Annotated in this window: 5 protein-coding genes; 3 read left to right on the top strand and 2 right to left on the bottom strand. The window is 71.0% G+C overall.

Annotated elements, in window-relative coordinates; all coding sequences use genetic code 11:
* The first annotated feature begins 18 nt into the window (after window positions 1-18).
* Genes KUV85_RS11275 through KUV85_RS11285 form a run of 3 tightly spaced genes read left to right on the top strand, consistent with a single transcriptional unit; the run spans window position 19 to window position 3,780 of the window.
* Window positions 19-1,254: a glycine cleavage T C-terminal barrel domain-containing protein gene (locus KUV85_RS11275; RefSeq protein ID WP_219959990.1), complete on the top strand. Its 1,236-nt coding sequence runs from the start codon at window positions 19-21 to the stop codon at window positions 1,252-1,254.
* A complete protein-coding gene (locus KUV85_RS11280) occupies window positions 1,229-2,089 on the top strand; it encodes a methylenetetrahydrofolate reductase (RefSeq protein ID WP_219959991.1) in 861 nt (286 codons plus the stop codon). Before KUV85_RS11275 ends, KUV85_RS11280 begins: the two co-directional genes overlap by 26 nt.
* Window positions 2,086-3,780 (top strand): formate--tetrahydrofolate ligase, encoded by a 1,695-nt coding sequence (locus tag KUV85_RS11285; protein WP_219959992.1) that lies wholly within the window; start codon window positions 2,086-2,088, stop codon window positions 3,778-3,780. Before KUV85_RS11280 ends, KUV85_RS11285 begins: the two co-directional genes overlap by 4 nt.
* Window positions 3,781-3,808: 28 nt before the next feature.
* Here KUV85_RS11285 and KUV85_RS11290 read toward each other — a convergent pair whose 3' ends face one another.
* Both KUV85_RS11290 and KUV85_RS11295 read right to left on the bottom strand, forming a co-directional pair.
* The gene (locus tag KUV85_RS11290; protein WP_219959993.1) at window positions 3,809-4,288 is read right to left on the bottom strand and encodes an FxLYD domain-containing protein; all 480 of its coding nucleotides are present in this window, start codon (window positions 4,286-4,288) and stop codon (window positions 3,809-3,811) included.
* A 68-nt stretch (window positions 4,289-4,356) separates the two neighbouring features.
* Entirely contained in the window at window positions 4,357-18,333 is a 13,977-nt protein-coding gene (locus KUV85_RS11295; RefSeq protein ID WP_237690283.1) for a DUF7507 domain-containing protein, read from the bottom strand.
* Window positions 18,334-18,486 lie beyond the last annotated feature (153 nt).

Here is an 18,486-nt window from a genome sequence, read left to right on the forward strand (position 1 = left end):
TGGCCGTTGGAGGCAGCCATGACCGTGATCCCCGACCCGCGCGTCCTTCTCTACCCGCGGATCCGCAAGTCTCCGTTCTTCCACGCCTCGCGCCAGCACGGCGTGGCGATGTACAGCGTCTACAACCGCACCTACCATCCGCGGCACTACGGCGATCCGGTCGCGGAGTACTGGGCACTGCTGACCGGCGTCACCCTGTGGGACACCGGCGTCGAGCGCCAGGTGGAGATCACCGGGCCGGACGCCTTCGACTTCACCAACCTGCTGGTCACCCGCGACCTGACCAAGTGCGAGGTCGGCCAGTGCAAGTACGTCTTCCTCACCGACGACGACGGCGGCATCCTCAACGACCCGGTCCTGCTGCGCCTGGGCGAGAACCACTTCTGGCTCTCCCTGGCCGACAGCGACATCCTGCTCTGGGCCCGCGGCGTCGCCCACGGGCTCGGGTACGACGTCCACATCCGGGAGGCCGACGTCGGCCCCGTCCAGGTGCAGGGGCCGCACTCGGCCGCGGTGATGCGCGAGGTGTTCGGCCCGAGCGTGCTGGACATCGGTTACTACCGCCTCGCCGAGTACCAGCTCGACGGCATGGACGTCGTGGTGTCCCGCACCGGCTACACCGCCGAGGTCGGCTTCGAGATCTACGTCCGCAACGCCAGCCGCGACGGCGTCCGGCTCTGGGAGACGGTGTGGGCCGCCGGGGAACCCTTCGGCATGAAGGTGATCGGGCCCTGCCACCTGCGGCGCATCGAGGCCGGCATCCTCGCCCAGGGCTGCGACATCACCTTCGAGACCAACCCGTTCGAGGTCGGCATGGGCTATGACTGGATGGTCAGCCTGGACCAGGAGGCCGACTTCATCGGCAAGGCCGCGCTGCGCCGCATCAAGGAGCAGGGCGTACGCCGCCGCCTGGCCGGCGTGGAGATCGGCGGCGAGCCGCTGGGCACCTTCAACGACGGTTCGATGATCGAGCCCTTCCCGGTCCACCACGGGGACGACGAGGTCGGCACCGTCACCTCGGCCTGCTTCTCGCCGCGGCTGGAGCGCAACATCGGCTACGCGATGCTGCCGATCGAGCTGACCGAGCTCGGCACCCGGGTGGAGGTCACCACGCCCGCGGGCCGGGTGGGCGCGGTGGTGGTGCCCAAGCCGTTCGTGGACCCGACCAAGGACGTGCCCAAGCAGGACCTGGTCGACCTCACCGCCGGGCAGGAAGCGGAGCGCTCCGATGTCGTCCCGCACTCGACCGGCTGACCCCGAGGTCCGGCGCACCCTGCGCCACTGGCTGGAGCAGCCCCGCTACGAGGTGCTGCCGCTACCCGGCATCGTCGACGAGGTCGCGGCAGCCCTCCCCTCGCCGACCACCCTCACCGTGACGGCCTCACCCACCCACGGGACGGCGGCCACCCTCGAGGTCGCCGAGCACCTCTCCGCGCAGGGGCACCGCGTCGTGCCGCACCTCGCGGCGCGGCTGCTGCACGACGAGGCGGAGCTGGCCGAGGTGGTCGACCGCCTCACCCGGCACGGCATCGGTGATGCCTTCGTCGTGGCGGGCGACGCCCCGGAGCCCGCGGGCAGCTTCGAGGGCGCGCTCGAGGTGGTGACGGCGCTCTCCCGGCTCGCGCCCCACCTGCGTGTGGGCGTGGCCGGCTACCCCGAGACGCACCCCCGGATCCCCGACGACGTCGCGAGCCGGGCGCTGTGGGACAAGCGCGACCACGCGGCGTACGTCGTCACCCAGGTCTGCTTCGACGCCCACGTCGTGCGGGCGTGGGTGGCGGGGCTCCGCATCCGTGGCATCGGGCTGCCGGTCCTGCTCGGCCTGCCCGGGCCGGTGCCGACCACCCGGCTGCTCCGCGTCGGCCAGCGGATCGGTGTCGGCGCCTCGCTGCGCTTCCTCACCGGCAACGCCGGCATGCTGCGCGTCCTGCGGCCGGGAGCCTTCGACCCGTTGCCGTTGCTGGGCGACGTGGCCGAGCCCGGCGGCGACCTCGTGGCCGGCGTGCACCTCTACACCTTCAACGCCGTCGCCGACACCGAGCAGTGGCGGCTCGGTGTGCTCGCCGACCTCGCCGAGGACGCCGCATGAACACCACGAACCTGTCGATCGCACGGTCGGCCACGCCGAAGCCGATCGAGGACGTGGCCGGCGCCATGGGGATCGGCCCCCACATGTTGGAGCACCACGGCCGGGGCGTCGCGAAGCTCGACCTCGCCGCGATCGAGGAGCTGGGCGACCGGCCGCGGGCGAAGTACGTCGTCGTCACCGCGATCACCCCGACCCCGCTCGGTGAGGGCAAGACGACCACGACCGTGGGCCTCGGCCAGGGCCTCAACCGGATCGGTCGGGCCGCGACGATCGCGGTGCGCCAGCCCTCGATGGGGCCGACGCTGGGCATCAAGGGCGGCGGCGCGGGCGGCGGCATGAGCCAGGTGATCCCGATGGAGCGGCTCAACCTCCACCTGACCGGTGACCTGCACGCGGTGACGGCGGCCCACAACCAGCTCGCGGCGATGGTCGACAACCACCTCTTCCGCGGCAGCCCGTCCGGCCTGGACCCGAGCCGCGTGACGTGGCGTCGCGTGCTCGACGTCAACGACCGCGGGCTCCGCAACGTGGTGACCGGCCTCGGCGGCGCGCTGGACGGCCCGACCCGGCAGTCGGGCTTCGACATCACGGCCGCCTCGGAGGTGATGGCGACCCTGGCGCTGACCACCTCGCTGTCCGACCTCCGGGCGCGGCTGGGGCGGATCGTGGTGGGCCAGACCACAGCGGGTGCACCGGTGACGGCCGAGGACGTCCGCGGCGCCGGCGCCATGACCGTGCTGCTGCGTGAGGCCATCCAGCCCAACCTGCTGCAGACCCTGGAGAACACGCCGGCCCTGGTGCACTGCGGACCGTTCGGCAACATCGCGACCGGCAACTCCTCGGTCGTCGCCGACCTGATCGGCATCCACACCGGCGAGTTCCTCGTCACCGAGGCCGGCTTCGCCGCCGACATGGGCTTCGAGCGCTTCTGCAACCTCAAGTGCCGCGTATCCGGGCTGGCGCCCGACGCCGCCGTGGTGGTCGCGACCGTGCGGGCGCTCAAGGTCCACTCGGGCCGTCACCGGGTGGTCGCGGGACGGCCGTTGCCCGAGGAGCTGCTCGCCGAGAACCCCGACGACGTCCGGGCGGGGGCAGCGAACCTGCTCGCACAGATCGAGATCGTGCGCCGGCACGGCGTCACACCGGTCGTGGCGGTCAACGCCTTCCCCGGCGACCACCGGTCCGAGCTCGACGCCGTCCGCGAGATCGCGGCGACCGCCGACGTCCGCTGCGCGGTCTGCACCCACTTCACCGACGGTGGGGCGGGCGCGACCGAGCTGGCCGAGGCCGTGGCCGAGGCGGCGGCCGGCCCCTCCCGCTTCTGTTTCCTCCACCCCACCGAGGCCTCGCTGCGGGACAAGATCGAGACCATCGCGACCCAGGTGTACGGCGCCGACGGGATCGACGTGGCCCCCACCGCCGCGCGCTCCCTCGCGGCCTACGAGGACGCGGGGTACGGCGACCTCGGGGTCTGCATGGCCAAGACCCACCTGTCGCTCTCCTCCGACCCCACGCTCACCGGGGCGCCGAGGGGCTGGCGGCTCCCGGTCCGCGAGGTCCGCCTCTCGGCGGGCGCGGGTTACGTCTACGCCATCTGCGGGGACATGCAGACCATGCCGGGCCTCGGGTCGGCCCCGGCGGCCGAGTCGATCGACATCGACGCCGACGGCCGGACCGTGGGCCTCTTCTGAGGCCCGTCGCCGGGAGGGACGACGGGTCTCAGCCGCCGACCTTGCCGGCCTGGGCGTTGAGGGTGCACTGCGTCGCGCCCTCGACCACCCGGGCCGAGGCCTTCCAGTCGCGGGACTCCTTGGGCGGCACGCCCTTGACGACGGCCACGCCGCGGCCGAGCACGTCGCTGGTGTCGTTGATCCAGCTCACCGTGATGACGAAGTCCCGCGGTCGCCCGCCGGAGTTGGTCAACGTGCCGGCGACCTCCTGCTTGCCCGCATCCGTGGTGCACTCGCCGTCCTGCTCGACGTCACTCGCCACGCCCTTGGCCTGCTTCAGCTGCGGCACCGTGGGCAGGTCCGTGGGCGAGACCCCGTTCTCGCGCGGGGTCGCGCTCACCGTGGCGTCCGCGCCGTTGCCCTGCTCGTCGCCGTCCCCGGAACCGTCGCCGGTGCACCCACTCGCCAGCAGGGCGAGGGCGGCGACGGCGATGCCGGCGGAGCGGAGGGAACGGGACCGAGACAGCATGGCAGGCACTCCTTGGCTGGTGTGACGTTCGCGATCAGGGTGACACATGGGACCGAGGGTGCTGGCGGTCAGGACCGGTCCGTCCGGCGTCGGGCCACCAGCAGCAACCCGCCGAGTCCGACGAGCAGCAGTCCGACCAGGCCGATCAGCGCGGCGGGACCGCCGGTGTCGGGCAGCAGGCCGCCACCGTCGCCCTCCTCGGCACCGGACTGGGTGTCTCCGGAGTCCCCGGCGTCACCGGTGCCGTCCGGACCGCCCGGTCCCGGCTCCTCGGGCACGTCGGCCTCGACCGCCGCGGTGTCGTCGACGCTGCCGACTGCCTCCCCGTCGTACATCGCGGTCGCGGTGGCCGTGTTGAGGATCTCGCCGGCCTGCGCATCGGCGGCCGTGGCGACGTACGTCGCCGTGCAGGTGACCGTCTCCCCGGGCGTCAGGTCGCCGTCGGGGCAGGTGACGTCGACCCCGGCGGCGCTCAACATCGGGTCGTCGACGCCGACATCGGTCAGGGTGACCGACCCGGTGTTGGTGACCGCGAAGGAGAACTCGACCTGCTCACCGGCGTCGGCGAGGTCGTCGCCGTCCTCGTCGCGCAGCTCGGCGGTCTTCTCCAGCGCGATCCCCGGCTCGGCGCGGGTCGGGGTCGAGACCTCGTCCTCGTCGGAGACCTCGACCGGGGTGCCGTCGACCGACGCCACGCCCAGGGCGGTCGCGACGTTGTCCACGGACCTGTTGTCGACGTCGGCCTGGGTCACTTCGTAGGCGACGTTCGGGGCGCAGGTCGTGTCGTCGCCCGGTGCGAGCTCGGTGGCCTCGCAGGTGACCGCACCCACCTTCGGGTCCTGCACCTCGACCTGCGCCAGTGCCAGGTTGCCGGTGTTGGTCACCGTGAAGGTGTAGGCGATGACCTCACCCACGTCGGCGATGCCGTTGTCGTTGGCGTCCTGCAGTTCGCCGACCTTCTCCAGCGACAGGCTCGGGTCCGGTGCCTCCACCGGCGTGGTCGTCGAGTCGGTTGCCGACCGCACCGGCGCCTCGTCGGGGTCGACACCGGTGGCGCTCGCTGTGTTCTCGAAGCTGCCGTTCTCCTCGTCGGCGGCGGTGAGCTCGTACGGCGCGTCGGTGCGGCAGGTCGTGTCGTCACCCGGCGCCAGGGTGGCGTCGTCACAGCTGACGGCCCCCACGCTCGGGTCGTCGATGGCGATCGAGTCGATCGTCACGTTGCCGGTGTTGGTCACGGTGAAGGTGAAGTCGACGGTGTCACCGGCGTCGGTGATGCCGTTGTCGTTCACGTCGTCCGGCGCACCGGCCTGCTTGTCGAGCGTGAGCTCCGGGGCCGCCTCGGGCACGGGCGTCGAGGTGGCTGCCTGCTCGGAGCTGACGGTGTCGTCGTCGCCCGTCAGTCCGGTCGCGGTCGCCACGTTGTCGACCGACCCGTTGTCGACGTCGGCCTGGGTCACTTCGTAGGCGACGTCGGGGGCGCAGGTCGTGTCGTCGCCCGGTGCGAGCTCGGTGGCCTCGCAGGTGACCGCACCCACCTTCGGGTCGTCCACCGCGAGCTCGGTCAGCCCCCGGTTGCCGGTGTTGGTCAGCGTGAAGGTGTAGTCGATGACCTCACCCACGTCGGCGACCTCGTTGCCGTTGGCGTCCTGCAGCTCCGCGACCTTCTCCAGCACCAGGGCGGGCACCGCCTCGATCGGCGTCGAGGTCTGGTCGGCGTTGGACTCCACCGGAGTGTCGAACGGTCCCTCGGCCACGGCGGTCGCGACGTTGTCGGCCGTGCCGCCCTCGACGTCGTCCTGGGTGATGCTGTACGTCGCGCTGCACTCGGCGACGTCGCCCACCCCGAGCGTGGTCGGGTCGCAGGCGACCGGACCGACCAACTCGTCGTCGATGGTGACCTCGTCCACCGGCACGTTGCCGGTGTTGGTGACGGTGAAGGTGTAGTCGATGGTGTCACCGGCGCCGATGAAGTCGTCCCCGGTGGCCTCGACCGGCTCGGCGGCCTGCTTGTCCAGGCTCAGCGCGGGCTGCGGCTCGTCGACGCCGACGTCCGCGGTGTCCTCGTTCGACTCCACGTCCTCGCCGTCACGGTCCACACCGGCGGCCGTCGCGACGTTGGTGACGGTCGTCCCCTCGTCGTCGGGCTCGAAGGTGTAGGTGCCCGAGCACGTCGCCGACTGGCCGACCTCGAGCGTGTCGCGGTCGCAGGTCACGTCCGCGATCCGGTCGTCGGTCACCGCGACGCCGTCGACGGGCACGTTGCCCTCGTTGGTGACGACGTAGGTGTAGTCGACGGTGTCACCGCGATCGATGATGCCGTCGTCGTTGACGTCGACCGGGTCGCCGGCGGTCTTGGTCAGGCCCAGCGCCGGCGCCGGGGTCTGCACCGGCGTCGAGGTCGAGTCCTCCACGGCGTCCACGGTGTCGCCGTACCCGTCGAGGCCGCTGGCCCGCGCGGTGTTCTGCACGGCTCCGGCGGACTCGTCGCCTCCGGTGATCGTGTAGGTCTCCGCCGAGCAGGTCATCGACTCGCCCGGGCCGAGCTCGTCGCGCGGGCAGGTGACGTCGCCGACGGTGTCGTCGGTGACGCCGACCCCGGTCAGCGGCACGTTGGACTCGTTGGTCACCACGAAGGTGAAGGCCAGCGTGTCACCGGCGTCGGTCAGCCCGTCGTTGTTCTCGTCGACCGGCTCGGCGACCTGCTTGTCCAGCACCAGCTCGGTGACGGGGGTGTCGACCGGCGTGGTGGTCGTGTCCTCCTGGGACTCCGCGTCGGCGTCGTCGGGGTCGGTGGCGAGCGCCGTCGCCGTGTTGAGCACCTCGCCCGCCGTCTGGTCGGCCTCGGTGATCACGTACGGCGCGTCCGCGGTGCACTCCAGGGACTCACCGACCGGCAGCACGCCCGCCGGGCACGTCACCGCGACGGCGGGGCTGGCACCCGAGAGCACGTCGTCGTCGATGCGCACGTTGCGCAGCGGGACGTTGCCCTCGTTGGTCACCCGGAAGGTGTATTGGATGGTGTCGCCGCGGGCGATGATCCCGTCGTTGTTCTCGTCGACCGGGTCCGCGGCCTGCTTGTCCAGCGTGAGCGCGGGCGCCTGGGCGGTCACCGGCGTCACCGTCTGGTCCGGGTCGGAGGTCACCGATCCGCCGTCGGGGTCGGTGCCCGTCGCGGCGGCGCTGTTCTCCACGACGCCGGTGTCGGTGTCGTCGCTGGTGATCTCGTACGGCGTGTCAGCGGTGCACAGCGTGGCCGCGTTCGGCGCGAGCGTCGTCTCGGGACAGGTGATGTCGATCGCGGGGTCGAGCGCGGAGAGCATGTCGTCCGCCACCGCGATCCCACTCACCGGGACGTTGCCGGTGTTGGTGACCTCGAAGCTGAACTGGATCGTGTCACCGATGTCGGTGATCCCGGAGTCGTTCTCGTCGACGGGGTTGCCGGCGCGCTTCTCGATGCTCAGCTCCGGCTCGGAGCGCTGCACCGCAGTGGTGGTGCCGTCCTCGTTCGACGCCACGTCGCCGCCGTCGGGGTCGGTGCCGAACGCCGTCGCCGAGTTCACCACCTGGCCGGCCAGCGTGTCGGCGTCGGTGATCTCGTACGCCGTCGCCGTGCACGTCGTGTCCTCGTTGGGCCCGAGGGTCGTCGCCTCACAGGTGATGGTGACGGCCGGGTCGGCCGCGGCGAGCATGTCGTCGCCGATCACCAGGCCCTGGACGGGGACGTTGCCGGTGTTGGTCACCGAGAAGGTGTAGACGATCGTGTCACCCGCGTCGACGAGACCGTCGTCGTTGACGTCGGTGGGCGTCCCCGCCTGCTTGTCCAGCGACAGGCTCGGGGCAGGCGTGTCGACCGGCGTGGTCGTGGAGTCGGGCTCGGAGAGCACCGTGCCGTCGTCCGGGTCGAGTCCGCTGGCGCGGGCGGTGTTGTCGAAGGAGCCGTTCTCCTCGTCCGCCTCGGTCAGCTCGTAGGGCTCGTCGGTGCGGCAGGTCGTCTCCTCGGTCGGGGCCAACGTGGTCGCGTCACAGGTGACCGCGCCGACGCTGGGGTCGAGGATCTCGATCGAACGCACCGGCACGTTGCCGCTGTTGCCGACCACGAAGGTGAAGGCCACGGTGTCGCCGGCATCGGTGATGCCGGACCCGTTGACGTCGGTGGGCGTACCCGCCTGCTTGTCCAGGGTCAGCGACGGCTCCGGCGTCGTCGTCGGCGTCGAGGTCCGCGACGGGTCCGAGACGACCTCCTCGTCGTCATTGGTCAGTCCGGCGACCGTGGCGACGTTGTCGACCGATCCGTTGTCCACGTCGCCGCTGGTGACCGTGTAGGGCACGACGGTCTGGCACGTGGTGTCCTCACCCGGGTCGAGCTGGGTGACGTCGCAGGCGACGTCACCGACCTTCGGGTCGTCCACGGCGACGGCCCGGAGCGGGACGTTGCCGTTGTTGGTGACGGTGAAGGTGTAGACGATCGTGTCGCCGGCGTCGGTCAGCCCGCTTCCGTTGACGTCGACCGGCTCGGCGGCCTGCTTGTCCAGCGACAGCGACGGCGCCGGGACGTCGACCGGGGTGCGGGTCTGCGCCTCGGTGCTCTCGACGTCGTTGTCGTCGGGGTCCAGACCGGCCGCGACCGCGGTGTTGAGGACCTCGCCGGCGGTCTCGTCCGCGTCGGTGATCACGTACGGCGCGTCCGCGGCGCAACTGGTGTCCTCGCCCACCTCGAGCGAGGTCTGGTCACAGGTGACGGCGCCCGCGACCGGGTCGTCGATGCTGAGCCCGGTGATGGGCACGTTGCCGTTGTTGGTGACGGTGAAGGTGTAGGCGATCGTGTCACCGGCAGCGGTCAGGCCGTCGTTGTTGACGTCGACCGGGTCGGCCGCCTGCTTGTCCAGGGTGAGCGACGGCGCCGGGGTGGTCACCGGGGTCACCGTGCTGTCGGGCAGCGAGGTCGTCTCGTCGTCGTCGGGGTCGAGCCCGGTGGCGATCGCGGTGTTGCGGACCTCGCCGAGTCCCTGGTCGGTGCCGGAGATGACGTAGGTCTCCTCCGCCGCGCACTCGGCCTCCTCGCCCGGGGCGAGGGTGGTCGGGTCACAGGTGACCACGCCGACGGTCTCGTCCTCGATGGCGACGTCGGTGATGGGCACGTTGCCGTTGTTGGTGACGGTGAAGGTGTAGGCGATCGTGTCGCCGGCGTCGGTGATCCCCGACCCGTTGACGTCCACCGGGTCGGCGGCGCGCTTGTCCAGGAGCAGCTGGGGGTTCGGCGTCTGGACTGGCGTCCGGGTGCTGCCCTCGTTGGAGGTGACCTCGTCACCGTCACGGTCGACGCCGGCCGCGGTCGCGACGTTCTCCGCCGCGCCCTCGGCCTCGTCGGCCTCGGTGATCACGTACGGCTCGTCGGCCTCGCACACCGTCGACTCGTCCGGCGCCAGCGTGGTCTCCTCACACGTCGCGCCGCTGATCCGGTCGTCGACGATGGCGACGCCGTCCACGGGGACGTTGCCGGAGTTGGTGACGGTGAAGGTGTAGGCGACGGTGTCACCGGCGTCGGTGAGGCCGCTCTCGTTGACGTCCTCCGGGGTCGCGGCCTCCTTGACCAGGGTCAGCGCCGGCTCGGGCGTCGCGACCGCGGTCGAGGTGGAGGCCGGGTTGGACACGATCGTGTCGTCGTAGCCGTCCACGGCCTGGGCGCGGGCGGTGTTCTCCACCGTGCCGGCGGCCTCGTCCTCGGCGGTGATCGTGTAGAGGAGGTCGGCACGGCAGAAGGTGCTCTCCCCGGGCTCGAGGTTGTCCAGGATGCAGCTGACGGGGCCGACCAGCGGGTCGAGCACGTTGAGCAGGTCCAGCGGCACGTTGCCGTCATTGGTCACGTTGAACCGGTAGCGGATGGTGTCGCCGGCATCGACCAGGCCGTCGTCGTTGACGTCGGTCGGCGTACCGGCGGTCTTGGTGAAGGCCAGGGACGGACGCGGCGTCTCGACCACGATCGAGGCGTCGTCGACGTCGCTCACCGGCTGGTCGTAGTCATCGGTGCCCGAGGCGGTCGCCGTGTTGGTCAGCGTGCCGCCCTGGTCGTCCTCGGTGATCGTGTAGACCGGCGCGCTGCAGGTGGCGACCGCGCCGGCCGCCAGCCCGGCGGTGGTGTTGACGTCGGGCGTGCAGGTGACCTCGCCGAGCATCGGGTCGTCGACGGTGATCTCCCGGACCGGCACGTTGCCGGTGTTCTGGAGCCGGAAGGTGTAGCGCACGGTGTCACCGGCGTCGATGAGACCGTCGCTGTTGACGTCGACCGGCGTACCGGCGGTCTTGGTGAGGCTCAGCGCGGCGGACGGGGCGTCGACGGGTGCGGTGGTGGTCGCGTCGGTGGGCGAGCGCACCTCCTCACCGTCCGGGCTCTCGCCGACGGCGTACGCCGTGTTGACCGCCTCGCCGGCCGCCTCGTCCTCGGCGGTGATGGTGTAGACCGCGGTGCACTCGATCGCGTCACCCACGGCCAGTCGGTTCTGGTCGTCCAGCGCCGAGACGTCGCAGTCGGCGGCCTCGATGGTGACCAGGTCGTCGACGATGCCGTACTGGCTGGCGGGGTCGAGGGTCACGGGCACGTTGCCGGTGTTGGACACCGTGAAGGTGTACTCGACGGTGTCACCGCGGTCGGTGATCCCGTCGCCGTTGACGTCGACCGGCTCGGCGGCCTCCTTGTCGATGACCAGTGCGGGGCTGCTGGCCGTGATCGGCGTGGAGGTCGTGTCGGGGTCGGACTCCACTGGGTTGTCGTAGGGGTCCTGGCCGATCGCCGTCGCGGTGTTGTTGATGGTGCCCGACGTCGAACCGTCCGGGAGGTCGTCCTCGGTGATCAGGTAGGGCTCGTCGGTGGCACAGTTCGTGGACCCACCCGGCTGCAGGATCTCGATGTCGCAGCTGATGGTGCCGACGGTCTCGTCGATGACGCCGATGACGTCGATCGGCACGTTGCCCGGGTTGGAGACGACGAAGGTGTAGGGGATGCCGTCACCGACGTCGGTGATGCCGCTGTCGTTGTTGTCGATCGGCTCGCCGGCGGTCTTCTCGATCTCCAGCGCGGGCAGGGCCTGCTCCACCGGGGTCTCGGTGCTGTCGTCCTCGGAGGTGACGGTCCCGCCGCTGCGGGCGTCACCGGCCGCGGTCGCGGTGTTGACGACCTGGCCCCGGACGGTGTCGGCCTGGGTGATGACGTAGTCGTCGTCCGCGGTACAGGTCGTGGACGCACCGGGCTCGAGCGAGGTCTGCTCACACGTGACGCCGGGGACGAGGTCGTCGTCGATGCGGATGTCGTCGAGGGCGACGTTGCCCGCGTTGGTCACCTGGAAGGTGTAGAGGATCGTGTCGCCGCGGTCGATGATCCCGTCGCCGTTCTCGTCGACCGCCGGGGCGGCCTCCTTGTCCAGCTCGATCGCCGGGGCCGGCGCCTCCACCGGGGTGGAGGTGGTGTCGGGCGCGGAGACCACCCGGGTGTCCTGGAGGTCGACGGCCCGCGCGGTCGCGGAGTTCTGCACCGTGCCGGCGGCCTGGTCGTCGGTGGTGATCTCGTAGGGCTGCCGCGTCGCGCAGGTGGTGGACTCGCCCACCGCGAGCTCGGAGACCTCGCAGCTGGTCAGGCCGACCTTCGGGTCGATGACGACCAGGTTGCGCACCGGCACGTCACCGGTGTTGGTCACGACGAACCGGAAGATGATGGTGTCGCCCGCGTCGGTGATGTCGTCACCGTTCACGTCGACCGGCGCGTCCGCGCTCTTGTCGATGGTCAGCCGCGGCGCGGGGGTCCGCACCGGGGTCGAGGTGGTGTCGGAGTTGGAGACCACGCCGTCGCCGTCGGGGTCGTTGGCCCGCGCCTCGGCGACGTTCTGCACCGCGCCGGCGCTCTGGTCGGCCGTGGTGATGGTGTAGGGCGTGTTGGTGGTGCAGGTGGTCTGCTCGTCCACGCCCAGCGTCTGGTCCGCACAGGTGGTCGGACCGACCTTGGCGTCCACGATCCGCAGCGCCGTCACCGGCACGTTGCCGGTGTTGGTCACCACGAAGGTGTAGCTGATCCGGTCGCCGGCGTCGGTGAGGCCGTCACCGTTGGTGTCGACCGGCGTACCGGCCTGCTTGTCCAGCGACAGCTCGGGCGCCGGGGTCTGCACCGGGGTGGAGGTGCCGTCGGGCGCGGAGGTGATCGCCTCGCCGTCGGGCGGGAGGCCGGTAGCCGTCGCGGTGTTCTCGACGGTGCCCTCGGTCTCGTCGGCCTCGGTGACGGTGTAGACGTCGTCCGCGGCGCACTCGGTGCTGCCGCCGGGCTCGATGCTCTCGCTCAGGCAGGTGACCGGCCCGACGAGGTCGTCGTCGACTGCAACGTCGGTCAGGACCACGTTGCCGTTGTTCTCCACGGTGAAGGAGTACTGGATCGTGTCACCGGCGTCGGTGAGGCCGGAGTCGTTGACGTCGGTGGGCGTCTCGGCGCGCTTGAGGATCTCGATGCCGGGCTGGGCGACGGTCACCGGCGTGGAGGTGCCGCTCGGGGCCGAGGTCACCGGGTCGGCGTCGGGGTCGGCCGCGCTCGCGGTCGCGGTGTTGTCGACCGTGCCGAGCGCCTCGTCGTCGGCGGTGATGGTGTACGTCGTCGCACACGTGGTGGCGGTGCCGGGGGCCAGCGTGGTGGCGTCACAGGTGATGTCGCCGGTGATCTTGGCGTCGTTGATGGTCACCGCGTCCAACGGCACGTTGCCGTTGTTGCGCACGTTGAAGGTGTAGCGGATCGTGTCACCGGCGTTGACCAGGTCGTCCCCGTTCTGGTCGGTCGGCGTGCCGGCGCGCTTGGTGAGTACCAGCGACGGAGCGGGCTGGTCCACCGTGGTCGAGGTGGCGTCGGTGGCCTCGGGTGCCGGGTCGTCACTGCGCGGCGTGCCGGTGGCCGTGGCGGTGTTGGGCACCGAGCCGGCGGCCTCGTCGTCCTCGGTCACGGTGTAGGTGGCGGTGCAGGTCACCGCTGCGCCGGCCGCGAGGGTGACCGGGCTGCCGGGGCAGGTGACGGTGTCGACGTGGTTGTCGTCGACGCTGACGTCGTCGAGCGGCACGTTGCCGGAGTTCCGCACCAGGAAGGTGTAGGAGATCGTGTCGCCGGCGTCGACCAGTCCGCTGTCGTTGACGTCGGTGGGCTCGGCAGCCTGCTTGTCCAGGGTGATCGCGGGGGCCGGGGCGGTGGTCGGGTAGCTGTTGTCGCCCGGCGTTCCGGTGACGGTCGCACCGTTGTCGCGACGCGTGCCGGACGGGGTCGCGGTGTTGTCCACGCTGCCCGCGGCGACGTCGTCGTCGGTGATCGTGTACGCGGTCGAGGTGCAGGTCGTGGTGGCGCCGGGCGCGAGCGTGGTCACCGGGCAGGAGATCGTCGCGGCCGGCGTCGCGCCGGCCAGCGTCGGGTCGGCGACGGCGATCTCGTCCAGCGGCACGTTGCCGGTGTTGCGGACCGTGAAGTTGTAGGTCAGCGTGTCGCCGGTGTCGGCGAGGCCGTCGTTGTTGACGTCGCTGTAGGAGGCGATGCTCTTCTGCAGCGACAGGGCCGGCGCCGGGGCCTGCGTCGGGGTGGAGGTGGAGTCCCCGTCGGTGACGGTCTGGCCGGTGGGCGAGGTGCCCGCGACCTCGGCGTCGTTGTCGACCGAGCCGTTCGCCTGGTCGGCGGCGGTGATCGTGTACGGGTTGGTGACCGGCGTACACGTGGTCCGGGCGTCGACGGCGAGGCTGGTGGCCGCACAGGTCACCGCACCCAGCTTGGGGTCGGTCAGCGTGACGTCGCCCAGCGGCACGTTGCCGGTGTTGGTGACCACGAAGGAGTAGCTGACCGTGTCACCGGCGTCGGTGATCCCGTCGTTGTTGGCGTCGACCGGGGCGGCCACCCGCTTGTCGAGGTCGATGACCGGCTCCGGGGCGGTCGTCGGGGTGGAGGTGGTGTCCGGGGCGGACTGGACCGTGGTGCCGGCGGGGTCGTCGCCCGAGCCGGACAGTCCGGTCGCCCGGGCCTGGTTGTCCACCGCTCCGCTGGTCTCGTCCGCGGCCGTGATCGTGTACGGCGCCGCGGTGCAGACCACGCTCGCCCCGGGCGCCAGACTGGTCGGGTCACAGGTCACGGGCCCGACCTTGGGGTCGGCCACGGCGACGTCGTTGATGATGGTGTTGCCCGTGTTGGTGACCTCGAAGGTGTAGCTGATCGTGTCACCGGCGTCGGTGATGCCGTCGCCGTTGGCGTCGATCGGGGCGGCGGCCCGCTTGTCGAGGCGGAGCCGGGGTGCGGGAGCGTCCACCGGCGTCGTGGTGGTGCTGTCCTCGGGCGAGGTCACCTCGCCGCCACCGACGGTGTCCTGACCCTCGGCACTCGCGGTGTTGACGACCTCGCCCGCGGTCTGGTCGGCCACGACGATGGTGTAGCTCGCCTCGCAGGTGGTGTCCTCACCGGGCGCGAGGGTCGTCACGTCGCAGTCCACGGTGGCGACGCGGTCGTCGACGACACCGACCTGGTCGACGGTGGTGTTGCCGTTGTTGCTCACCACGAAGGTGTAGGGGATGGTGTCGCCAGCGTCGATGATGCCGTTCTGGTTGACGTCGACGGGGTCCCCGGCCTGCTTGTCGATCACCAGGGACGGATTGGCCTCGCTGACCGGGGTGATCGTCTGCGCCACGTCGGACTCGACATCGCCTCCGTCGGGGTCGATGCCCGTCGCGGTCGCGTTGTTGACCACCGCGCCGTCACCCTGGTCCTGGGCGGTGATCGTGTAGTCCGCCGTGCACTCGATGGTCGCGCCGACAGCAAGGTCTGCGGGCGTGGCCGGCGTGCAGTCGTCGACCGGACCGATCTTCGGGTCGTCGACCTCGACACCGGCCAGCGGGACGTTGCCGGCGTTGGTGATGGTGAACGTGTAGGGGATCGTGTCGCCGGTGCCGACGTCGCCGCTGCCGTCCTCGTCGACCGGGGTCCCGGCCTCCTTCTCCAGCTCCAGCGCCGGGGCCGGGGTCTGCACCGGCGTGGTGACCGCGGACGGCGCGGAGTTGACCTGGGCGCCGCTGGGCGCGGTGCCGCGTGCGGTGGCGGTGTTGACCACGCGGCCGCTGGCCTGGTCGTTCTCGGTGATCGTGTAGACGACGCTCGTGCAGCTGGTGGTCGTCTCGCCCGGCGCCAGGGTGGTCGGGTCGCAGGTGATCGTGGTCGGCGCGAGCTTGGGGTCGTCGACGGTGATCGCGGAGACCGGGACGTTGCCGGTGTTCTCGATCTCGAAGTCGTAGGTGATGGTGTCACCGGCGTCGGTCAGCCCGGAGCCGTTGACGTCGTCGGGGGCCGACTGCGACTTGGTGATGGTCAGTTCGGGGTCCGGTGTCTGCACCGGGGTCGAGGTGGTGTCGGTGTTGGAGGTGACCTCGGTCCCGTTGGCCGAGCCCGAGGCGGTGGCGGTGTTCTGGACGGCGCCGTCGTCCTCGTCGGCGGTGGTGATGGTGTACGTCGCCGTACAGGTGGTGTCCTCGCCCGGCGCCAGCGACGTCGCGGGGCAGGCGACGTCGCCGATGGTCGCGTCGTTGATCTCCACGCTCGCGATCGGCACGTTGCCGGTGTTCTCGACCACGAAGGTGTAGTCGATGGTGTCGCCGGCGTCGGTCAGCCCGGACCCGTTGGCGTCGGTCGGCGTACCGGCCTGCTTGTCCAGGCTGAGCGTCGGGTTCGGCCGGGTGAGGTCGGTGCTGGTGCTCGAGGAGGGCGAGGTGATCAGCGTGTTCTGCGGGTTCCGTGCACGGGCGGTCGCGGTGTTGGTCAGCGTCGGGTAGTCGCTGGCGGTGATCGTGACGTCGCCGGACGTGCAGGTGGTCGAGGCGCCGGGAGCGAGGGTGGTCGCCGCGCAGGTCGTCGTCCCCGCCTTCGGGTCGTTGATGGCGAGGTTGGTGAGCGTCGTGTTGCCGGTGTTGGTCACCTGGAAGCGCCAGCGGATCGTGTCGCCGGCGTCAGTGATGCCGTTGCCGTTGGTGTCCTGGGGGAAGCCCGGGACGACCTCCTTGGTCATCGCCAGGGAGTTGGCGCGCGTCAGGGGCGAGGAGACGGTGTCGGTGCCGGTCACCGGGTCACCGGAGGGCGGGGTGCCGGTCGCCGTCGCGGTGTTGTCGACCGCGCCGCCGTTGATGTCGGCCTGGGTCAGCGTGTAGGTCGCCGAACAGGTCTTCGACTGGCCCGGGTTGAGCGTGGCGGGGCTCGCCGGGCAGGAGACCGGACCGGTCTTGGGGTCGGTGACGCCGACCGAGGTGAGCGGCACGTTGCCGGTGTTGGTCACCTCGAAGGAGTACGGCAGCGTCTCGCCCGCGTCCGGTCGGTTGTTGCCGTTGGCGTCGTTGAAGGTGCCCGCGCTCTTGACCACGCGGATCCGGGGGGTCTGCTCCAGCGGCTTGCTGACGCTGCCCTGGGCTTGGACGGTCGCGCCACCGCTGGAGGTCGCCCGTGCGGTCGCGGTGTTGTCGACCTGGCCGGCGGTGATGTCGGCCTGGGTCAGCGTGTAGGTGCCGGTGCAGGTCGTGGACCCACCCACCGCGACGGTCGGGTTGGCACAGGTGACCGAGGCGATCTTGTTGTCGGTGACGGTCAGCCCGGTCAGCGGGACGTTGCCCGTGTTGCGCACGGTGAAGGTGTAGGGCAGCCGGTCGCCGGCCGAGACGATCCCGTCGTTGTTGGTGTCCTGCACGGTGCCCGCGGTCTTGGTGAGCGTCATCGCGGGCGCCTCGGGGACGATCTGGACGCTGTAGTCCTCGACCTCACCGGAGGTGGCGCGGCCGGTCGGGCTGGTGACCTGGCTCCCGACGTAGGAGGTCCGGAACCGGGCATAGGTCGCCCCCGGGCTCGCGCCTGCCGTGGCCGTGGCCGGCCAGTTGAGCTGCACAGAGGTCGCACCGGCGGCGAAGTTCGCCGAGGCGCGTTCGCCTGCGTCGAAGCTGCCGTTGCGGTTGGTGTCGATCCAGCCGGCCACCGTGCCGGCCTTGCTCGCTCCCGAGATCGGGACGGTGAGGCTGTAGGCGCTGCCCTGGGTGATGGAGGGCAGGCCACCGAGGAAGGCATCCTCGTCGGCGCCGTCACCGGCCGGGAGGTTGGCCGAGGAGCCCGCGGCCACGGCGTACGGCGAGGTGGTCGTGTTGACGCCGTCGGTGTCGGCGTCGTCGATGTCGACCAAGGCGCCCAGCTGCAGGTCACCGACGGTGTGCTGCGGGGCCACCGGGCCCTGGTAGCTGGTCGGGGCGTCGCCGAAGTCCTGGCCGGTGGTCCAGGTGTAGTGGATCTCGTCGACGAGGTTGCTGGTGTCGATCGCGTCCTGGCAGTCCTGACCGAAGCCGCGCGAACAGTGGAGCTTGACGTCCAGGCGCAGCGACAGGGACGTGAACGTGCCGGGGACGACGACCGAGCCGCACCCCGCCGTGCTCCCGCCGTTCGGATTGTTGCCGGTGTTGCAGACCGAACCCGCGAGGGCGTTGACGGTCTCGACCGTGTCGCCCGTGGAGACCAGGTTGGTGCTGCCCGGCTGCACGGCTCCGAACTGCGGACCGCCGGTGAGGCGCAGGACCGCAGTGGCCGCGACCCGTCGGTTGCCGTTGCCGCTCCAGCCACCGAGACCGGTGAGGTGGAGGACCGGGTTGCGGACCGGTTGACCGAAGTTGACCTGCATCGTCCCCCGGTTGGTGCACGTCGTCACCGCACCGTTGAAGGCCGGTGCCGTGCAGTTGCTGCCACCGAAGCCGTCACTGGCGGAGATGTCCAGGTCGGTCGCGGACTCGTTGAGGTCGAGGTCGGGCGTGTAGAGGGCGTTGGTCGCGTTCTTGGCCGACATCGTCACGCCACCGGCGACGTCGATGCCGCCGCCGGTCTCGGCGAAACTGGAGTTGACCGTCAGCCCCGAGGGCATGGTCTCGGTGGTCGTGCCGGTCGTGCCGTTGAAGGTCACGGTGGTCGGACCCTGCTCGGTGGCCAGCGCGGGCACGGCGACGAGCGCCACGCTCACCATCAGGGCGCCCGAGACGAGCATCCTCACGGCCCGCGAAGCACGCCTCGATCGCAACACCTTGTGTCCCCCAGTACGAGTAGGTCGTCATGGCAACGGCACAGCCACCGGCTTGATCCCGTGGGGGACAACCCCGGCGCCCGAGTCGGGCATAGAGATTAACACCGGATAAGCGTC

Source organism: Nocardioides panacisoli (assembly GCF_019448235.1).
Lineage (GTDB): Bacteria > Actinomycetota > Actinomycetes > Propionibacteriales > Nocardioidaceae > Nocardioides > Nocardioides panacisoli_A.